This window comes from Tenacibaculum litopenaei (assembly GCF_964514025.1).
GTDB classification, from domain to species: domain Bacteria; phylum Bacteroidota; class Bacteroidia; order Flavobacteriales; family Flavobacteriaceae; genus Polaribacter; species Polaribacter litopenaei.
Genome location: NZ_CAZEQT010000006.1, coordinates 1,160,973 through 1,169,030 on the forward strand (window position 1 = coordinate 1,160,973; position 8,058 = coordinate 1,169,030).

The 8,058-nt window shown below is 30.0% G+C and carries 9 protein-coding genes and 2 pseudogenes; 2 read left to right on the forward strand and 9 right to left on the reverse strand.

Annotated elements, in window-relative coordinates; genetic code table 11:
• Window positions 1-5: 5 nt before the first annotated feature.
• The 7 genes and pseudogenes from ACKTS5_RS13880 to ACKTS5_RS13910 all read right to left on the reverse strand — a co-directional run.
• A pseudogene (locus ACKTS5_RS13880) lies at window positions 6-172 on the reverse strand (transposase); the annotation flags it as partial.
• A gap of 694 nt (window positions 173-866) precedes the next feature.
• A complete protein-coding gene (locus ACKTS5_RS13885; protein ID WP_408044480.1) occupies window positions 867-1,253 on the reverse strand; it encodes a hypothetical protein in 387 nt (128 codons plus the stop codon).
• 265 nt (window positions 1,254-1,518) lie between these two features.
• Window positions 1,519-1,854, reverse strand: a complete 336-nt coding sequence (locus ACKTS5_RS13890; protein WP_408044481.1) for a hypothetical protein — start codon at window positions 1,852-1,854, stop codon at window positions 1,519-1,521.
• Between the two features lie 10 nt (window positions 1,855-1,864).
• Window positions 1,865-2,140: a hypothetical protein gene (locus tag ACKTS5_RS13895; RefSeq protein WP_408044482.1), complete on the reverse strand. Its 276-nt coding sequence runs from the start codon at window positions 2,138-2,140 to the stop codon at window positions 1,865-1,867.
• A gap of 133 nt (window positions 2,141-2,273) precedes the next feature.
• Window positions 2,274-2,573, reverse strand: a complete 300-nt coding sequence (locus ACKTS5_RS13900; protein WP_408044483.1) for a hypothetical protein — start codon at window positions 2,571-2,573, stop codon at window positions 2,274-2,276.
• Window positions 2,574-2,940: 367 nt separating this feature from the next.
• Window positions 2,941-3,432: a hypothetical protein gene (locus tag ACKTS5_RS13905; RefSeq protein WP_408044484.1), complete on the reverse strand. Its 492-nt coding sequence runs from the start codon at window positions 3,430-3,432 to the stop codon at window positions 2,941-2,943.
• Between the two features lie 80 nt (window positions 3,433-3,512).
• Entirely contained in the window at window positions 3,513-3,959 is a 447-nt protein-coding gene (locus tag ACKTS5_RS13910; RefSeq protein ID WP_408044485.1) for a DUF4265 domain-containing protein, read from the reverse strand.
• Between the two features lie 747 nt (window positions 3,960-4,706).
• Between ACKTS5_RS13910 and ACKTS5_RS13915 the strand changes: the two genes are divergently transcribed.
• Window positions 4,707-5,660, forward strand: a complete 954-nt coding sequence (locus ACKTS5_RS13915; RefSeq protein ID WP_408044486.1) for a transposase — start codon at window positions 4,707-4,709, stop codon at window positions 5,658-5,660.
• Between the two features lie 242 nt (window positions 5,661-5,902).
• Complete coding sequence (locus ACKTS5_RS13920; protein ID WP_408044487.1) at window positions 5,903-6,331, forward strand: hypothetical protein; 429 nt, start codon at window positions 5,903-5,905, stop codon at window positions 6,329-6,331.
• Here the strand turns inward: ACKTS5_RS13920 and ACKTS5_RS13925 are convergent.
• Together ACKTS5_RS13925 and ACKTS5_RS13930 are read right to left on the reverse strand one after the other, a co-directional pair.
• A complete protein-coding gene (locus tag ACKTS5_RS13925) occupies window positions 6,326-6,757 on the reverse strand; it encodes a hypothetical protein (protein ID WP_408044488.1) in 432 nt (143 codons plus the stop codon). The genes ACKTS5_RS13920 and ACKTS5_RS13925 overlap by 6 nt on opposite strands.
• Window positions 6,758-6,978: 221 nt before the next feature.
• Window positions 6,979-7,773 (reverse strand): annotated as a pseudogene (locus ACKTS5_RS13930) (RHS repeat domain-containing protein); the annotation flags it as partial.
• Window positions 7,774-8,058: the final 285 nt, after the last annotated feature.

The following is an 8,058-nucleotide window of genomic DNA, read 5'->3' on the forward strand; positions in this document are numbered from 1 at the left end:
AATTACAATTGTTTTAATCTACGATTTTCTTTCTCTAGTTCTTTTAAACGTTTAAGTTCACTAGCATTATTCCTGAATATTTATTGCGCTATTTATAAAATGTCGCCGAGCTAACTCCATGGTCACGAGAGATCTCTGCTACAGTTTTGCCATTATTAAATTCTTTTAAAATACTGGCGTTTTACTGTGGGGTAAATTTGCTTTTTCTCATAAGTTCTGTTTAAAAACAACACTATTTTTTCTACTTTTAAACAGTCCGGCTTTTAGGAAAGCTTACAAGGTTAAATAAGGCTAACCATAGCTATTTGATTAAGAAGTACCAATATAAAAAAGCATACACTAAAACCGTTAAGCAGTTATGATTCCTATAAACAAAATTAAAGCATACTCAACCGAACAACTTATTGATTACATCAATTCCAACACGATTAAAAAAAGTTCGGTAGTTAACAACATTAAAAGAAGTAATTTATCTAATACAGAAGTAGACGAATTAGTATATAAGGTTAATGTAAGCTATAAGAGAATCAATGAATCGTTAGAGTTCGAATTAAAACTGTTTTATTTATTTTTTCCATTTGGTATAGTTACTACATTTCTTCCGAATCATGATCAGGACATTCAAAGGTTTGAAAAATTTAGGTTTATCAAAAAAATCAAGCAATACTATCTCTATTCTTTAATAGGTAGTATTGCTTATATTTTAATTGGATTAATATTAGGTACGTTCTTTTAACCTTCTTTTTTAAAAACAGTTTTTATAGGCAACACAGTATTGGGCTTCATGACATCCATACCATTCCCTGAAAATCTCACTTTTAAACCCCCTTGTTATCACATGACACAATCATGCGAGAGCAAGCCGTTTAATTCAATTGTTTACAATCATATTTACCCATATCATTAAAACTTTTTAAGTGCAATCCTTTCAATTCTTTACAATAATATTTTTTATTTACTTTTAATGAATCATCATAAATACTTAAGTCATCAAAAGACTTGATATTTTTACTTGTTTTGAAACCTACCACCTTTTTTATTTTCCTTAACTTTAAAGAAATAGTATCGTTTATAGCAATTACTTTACCTCTATATTTTGGTTTAGTTTTTAATGTTTCCATACAAAACAGTTCCTGTGTTTTTATTTCTTTCAATAAAATTACATAACTCAATTGCAGATCTCTTATATCTATAACAACATATTCTTTTGACGGAAGCAAAACAAATAAAGAAAATAATAGTATAAATTTCATTTTATATTTTTTAAGTTCAACCTTTTCTTAGAATTCAGGTTAAGGGGAAACTCCCCTTGTATTTACTTTGAAAATCAACAACATGACAACCAACTCCAATAATAACAACATCATTCACAACCATTCTATCAGAATCTACACATCTCAATGGATTTTCAACAGCAAAAATACGGAAAACACCTTCTCATGTGTCTTCTAAGGTAACATTTGGTGCATTCTTTTTTACTGAAGCGATACCATTTCCGATTACTGACAAACTAAATCATTATTCAGTTTCTTTTAAAAAAATATCTTGCAGATCACCATTTAAGGGAATACCTTCATAGTTAAGTGAAAAATCACCATCCGTATTTTCTAATGCTACAACTCCATCCATTATTCCTAATAAGTTAGATATTGTATCGATTTGTATTTGCTTAATAATTTTCATTATAGTGTTTTTATCATCTACATTAGATTTTTTATAAAAATTTAATGCCTCTTTCCAGTAATTATCTTCTACTTCATTACTATTGGTAGTTTCAAATAATTCCTTATAAATTTCGCTATTTGACTCAACTATTTCTGATGTGATTTTTTTTATAAACTCGATTGGTTCCATGTTTTTTGATTTATTCAGAAAATGCTTTTGGATCTCTAATTGTGTGCCCTACTTTCGGCCCTAAATTGGCTTGAGCAGGGGCAAAACTCCCAAAATACAATCCTTCTGGATTATGAAATTTATAATTCCTACTCATAACTATTTTTTCAATAAATTTAATAATATCTGCTTTTACCACAAATACCATCGTGCGGGAGCTGGGTACAAACAAAACGCCCACTTTTTCAAAATGAGCGTTTTTTAAAAATAGATTTTCCAATAATAAATACTTGAATTTTATTTTCAAGGAATTGTTTACTTAATCTATAAATTCTATGTCATCGGGTTTGGCTTTCCTTTTTTTGCGAGAATAGAAAGTTTTTCACTTTTAAAATATAAAACCATCATCGGATGTTTTTATATTTTAACATCACTCTATCCTAGTAATTCCATTTTTTTGTTGTTGAATCATATGTTACAGATTCTCCTAAAATAGTTCCATACCAAACTAAGTAACTGTTTGTAATATCATTTTTTTCATAATAAAAAAGATCCATCATTTCTTCTTTTATTCCTAACTCGCTCATAGAATTAGGCAAACGATTATTACTAATTTTAAATATTTCTATCTTACTAATTATGGCATTCCCCTCCGATTCTAAATTATTTTTATCAATTAATAAATATATTATAAATCCTATTATTAAAATTGATATGGTTAAAAGAATATTTTTTTTCATAGTCTATTCTTGTGTATATTTTGGCTTTGTTGTTTTATTAGTTCTTGAAGGTGGATTTTTAGAGTCTATTGTAGGCATTGTTTGATAATTCGGTGCGTCTGTTAGAACAGTAGCTCCAAAAACATTGTTCAAATAAGCCTGTATTTGTTGGACTAAAGTAGCATTGCTATCTGGATTAAAAAATTGCATTGCAAAAGTAGCACCAAATCTATAAGACGGTAAATCTTCATAACTATAAGAGGAATGGGCTGGGTCAAACCTTTCTTGCTTATATCCAGTACTATCTGGAGTTTCCTATTTTTTTATCATCTTTAATAAACTTAACACCTTGACGAGAACCAAATTCAATCTCATCTTTTTATCTGACTTATTTTGCCAAGCTATCATTATCAACAAAGGCAAAGAGGCTTCTTATTTTAACACTAGAAGTTATTTCTCCTGATTCATTTCTTAGGTTAATAATTGGTCTATCTAAAACAAAGTCAGTAGTATTTTTACCATCAGATATTCTATAATAATAGTTTCCTTTATCAACTCTTACAAAAGCCTGATATTCAAACCTACCTTTATTAAGACTGTACCATTCCTTCCACTTTAATATTTCTTTCTTAGAAGGAGTATATTGAATACCGAAATAATTACCATCCCATTTCTCTGTAGAGATCCCTGATAAATTTACAATATCTTCAACTAAAGAAAAATTAGCTTTTTTACCAGTATTTAAATTTAACCATTGCTTTTCTATAAAATTAATTCTATTGAGAATTTCTGTTGAAGCATTTTTTTTAGTTTCAATAATGTACCTATTTGAAGAACAGGAAACGCTAAAAAATACTATTAAAATTACTAATAATCTCATACGAATGTTATTCTAGTGTCTTAACCCTTTTTATGTTATTTTTTTAATATTGATTTCGCCTGTTTTTATATCTCCTAATTTTATGCTAAATCATTTTTATGTTTACTAGAAACACAACCTTCTTCATATTCAAAAGTTTCTAACAATTCTTCACCTGTGATTAAAAAACTTTCTACTTCAGAATAATCAATTGCTCTAGGTATATTAACGGAAATTAATCTTTTCATATTACTTCCTTCCCAGCCACACCCTAATCTAATAAGGTCTTCTGTTATTTCATCTTTAAGGTCTAAATCCTCTTCATTTACAAGTATTCGTATTGTACTATTTCCTGATTCTTCGAACAAACCCTCCACATGTAGGGAATCATTCTTTAAATAGGCTTTAACTAAATCACCATAAGCAAACTCTCTAACATAAAACGGAATATTTTCAATTCTATATATGTCTTCTTTTATTTTTGTAGCCCAAACGCTTTCAATTCCTGTTTCATCAGAAATCTCATACTCGAAAAATATCTTATCCATACATATTATTAGTTAATCATTTTTCTATTATACCATTTATCCGGATTTTTATTAGACTTCTCTCGATTACAACTTCGACAAAAACCTTGTTGTAAATATAGTTCCCGGCGTATTCCGTAGTTACCGGACTCGATAAACTACCAGCCACTGAATTGGCTAACTTTATACCGATCGTATGGCAGTTGTATATTTAAGAACTTGTTTCCCCATACTTGACCTATATCCAAATCTAGTAAAATTACAGTAAACACCCAATAAACTATTGTAATTTTGAAAAAATTCTACAATTTAGCAGTTCAACCTTATAAAAGCTTTCAAGCAATATAAAACCTAGTTTTTATAAGCTCTAACGAACTTTTAATATTTCAAAGAACGTGAATAAGCCTCAATTAAGAGGCTCACTCATTATTTAATTTACTGATTTTCAGAGTTTATTTTTAATCGTTTTTCAAAAGTGCCAGTTTAGGACATTACCGATATGGTGTACTTCATGATGTTTTAGATTCTGAACAAATCACCAAAATTCCACGTTCTAATATTTCGCGTTGGAAGAATGAAAGTGATGATAAATATGCCTTTTGTGAAATTAATAATATTATCAAACAAGAAGTCGGATTTATTAAACGTATTAATCAATCCTCCAAAATTAAAAAAATAAACGAAAACTATTTTAAACTGGCTGATACTTTTCATGAAGTCATTTCTAAAATAAAAGGAGTAAAATCTGTTATTAAACAGCAAAAGGAATTGATTGTTAATACCATTGAATCTGTTAAAGATTCTATTCCTATTAGCAAAGCCTTAAAAATATTCAACATTTCAAGAAGCACCTTTAAGAATTACAAAGCTATTGTTATTCATAAATGTAATGCCTCTTATTTTAAATGGTGTGTTAAACGCTTTTCTAATCAATTGTTACCTACGGAAGTCGAAACTATAAAACAGTATATGACAAATGAAGATTATAAATTCTGGTCTAAATCTTCTATATATCTTAAAGCTATACGTGATGAAAAATTACAATGTTGTCTTTCTACGTTTTATAAATACTGTCGATTACTTGGATTTAACAACAGACCTCGAAAACGAAAAGCTGATGATTATGATCCTGTAAAAACGTCTAGACCAAACGAGCTTTGGTGTGCTGATGTTACTATTTTTAAAACTACTGATACTATAAAACATCACATACATTTTTTAATAGACCATTTCTCAAAATACATTATTGGCTACAAAATTTGTTCTAGTTCGTCATCTATTGCCATTAAAGAATTACTTGATAATGCATATCAATTGCATAAGCCTAACAAATTACAATTTCTCACAGATGGCGGAAGTGAAAATGTAAACACAACGGTTTCTAATTTTATAAATAGTCCTGAGATTCCTATTGAGCATATTATTGCTCAAAAAGATGTGGTGTTTTCCAATTCCATGATAGAAGCATTAAATAAAGAAATTAAACACCAATTTCTATTTCCAAAAACTATTGATAATGAAAATCAGTTTCGTGAAATTCTAGAACAAAGTGTTGAGGTTTATAACAACATACGTCCACAAATGAACCTAGGTGGTAATACCCCTATAGAAACATTTAACGGTATGACAATAGATATTTCCAAATACACCCAAAATTTCAATGAACATAAAGCCTTAAGAAGACAGCTTAACAAACAAAATATTTGTAAAGTATGTTTATAAATCCAAAGACCTAACAAAAGTAAAAAGTAACATCGAAATTATTGACATTACTTCTTACTGAATATTTTATTTTTAACACAAAATAACAACTATCTCATTTTCAATACAATCCCATTTAAGGAACACGTTATTTTAAAATAGCTATGTAGATTGCACTGATTAATTAAGTTTTCTGCTAATTAATTAAGGAAGAACTATTAATTTTGGACTAATATTTGATAATTAGTACTTGATATTAATATATGGATGATACTTTAAAATATAAAATTCAGTTAGCTATAGATTTATTAGCTGACTATAAAGGCCTTATGACCTATGATAAAATAATGGGGCTATTCAAAAATAACGGTATAAATTTTCCCTTGATAAATAATATATACATATTTCTTCCGATAGTATTTTGTAGAAGAATGTTACCAAATGTGAATTTTCCAGATAGTTATATAGAAAAATTATCATCAGAGCAGGAGATAAAAAAATCTTATTTGATGAATGATTATTATAATATAATTGACATTTCCGTTAGGGACTATATAAATAAAGGTGCTGACTCAGAAACTATACTAAAAATTGCTAGTTTAAGTTCTGAATTTAATGCTATTAATGAAGTGTTGATGAATGGGGGTAAGTTAGAAGATGTTAATCTTACTGAAACCGTTATCCTTTTATAAATCACTAAATAAATTTATAGAATACTTATCTTTTACATTAACATTTAATTTGTTTTTGGATAATATATTCTGGATTTTAGTAGGCAAACTATTTAAGTTTATTTTAGCTTCAGGGATAGAAACTAAGTGGTAATTTAAATCTCCAGAATCATTAAGTTTAGTTTTATCAAAGCTATATATTCCTTTCTTGGATAAAGAGGTAAATTCAAACAGAGTTTTCTCATTAAATTCCCCTAATATTGATTTTAGATTATTACTGACTTCATAATCACCAATATTAGGAGAGTTAATAAAATATTCCTTTAATATATCACAATCAAGTTCATTTATTGTGAATGGTAAATCACCACCACCAGAAGCTATAAAAACGATATCATCATTTTTATCAATTAAAAACATATCTATATCATAAGCTTCTGTATACATAATGGTTAATTTTCTAATTGAGGAAATACAGACGTACAGTTTTCACAAGGGGGAATTACTTCACCATTTCTAGGTCTTACTGCTGGTGTAAACTTTACTTGTGCAGGTACTGCTGCTGGGTTTTCTAATAAAACTTGATTACCTGCTCTAAACTCTGCACAACATCCTACAGTGTTCCCTGAATTAGTTTTAGTACCTACACCTCCTAAATTATCAGCAGCTTACTGTAATGATGGAGCAATTCTACCTGGAGGCTTTCCACTTGTAGCAATAGCTGTTGACCCATTTAATTCAGCACCTGCAATAGTTGCTGGTCTCTTTCCTGTTGATTGAATTTCAGAAGTTATAGCTCCTACTTGAGCCTCTAGTTGGCCTGAAGCGGCACTTGAACTTGTTTTAGTACTAGCGCTACTCTTTCCTTTTCCACTTTTTCTAACAGTAAGTAAAGCTACTATATTTACAGCCGTTTTTCCAGCAGCTGCACCATCTCCATTTGCGGCTGCCTTTGAAGTTTCTATCAAATCCTTTGCTCCACTAGTTTCATAAACAGCATTTGCATAACTACTAGCCGCACCAGATACATCTCCGTCTAATAATTTTCCTCCAACTTCTTTACTTTTTTCTATACCAGTACTGATATTTGTGTAAGTAGAAGTTACTAGGCCTTTAGCTAAATTTCCTGCTTGTCCCCAAGCTCCTTTTGCATAATCAGATGCCCATTTACCCCATCCCCCTTTAGGAGGCCATTCATTAGCCATAGGAGCCATTCCGTCATAATCGACAAAATATATAGGATTATCAAACGCATAATTGTATGGACTATGCCTACGCATTTTCTCAGCAAGAGGGTCAAGATTCATCCAACGTCCTAATGCAGCATCATAATTCCTTGCACCAAAATCATGCCACTCTATTCCTAATTCATCATTTAACTCTTTTCCATTATACCCAAACTTCTGCGCGGTAGAATTTCCAAGGGATGAGACGTTATTATTGTATCCGTGATGTTTAAGTCCAAAAGGATAGTAATTAGATTACCTCACCGTTCTTTACTTATTTTGGTATTCGGTGAATCTCCTTCGTCGATTTCCTCGATAATTTCCGTACTTGGAGAAATAACACCATCACTGTTATTATCAGTATAAGATAATCTTTTGCCAACCCGCCAGCTGGCTCGTTCGCTAAAAAGGTATACCATACCTTTTATTAACGCTCCGCCCTCAAAATGATCCTTATATTGGTATGCATAGTGAAAGGCGCCACTGCTTGTTTTTACATAACCCTCTGGGTGGTTAAAGAAT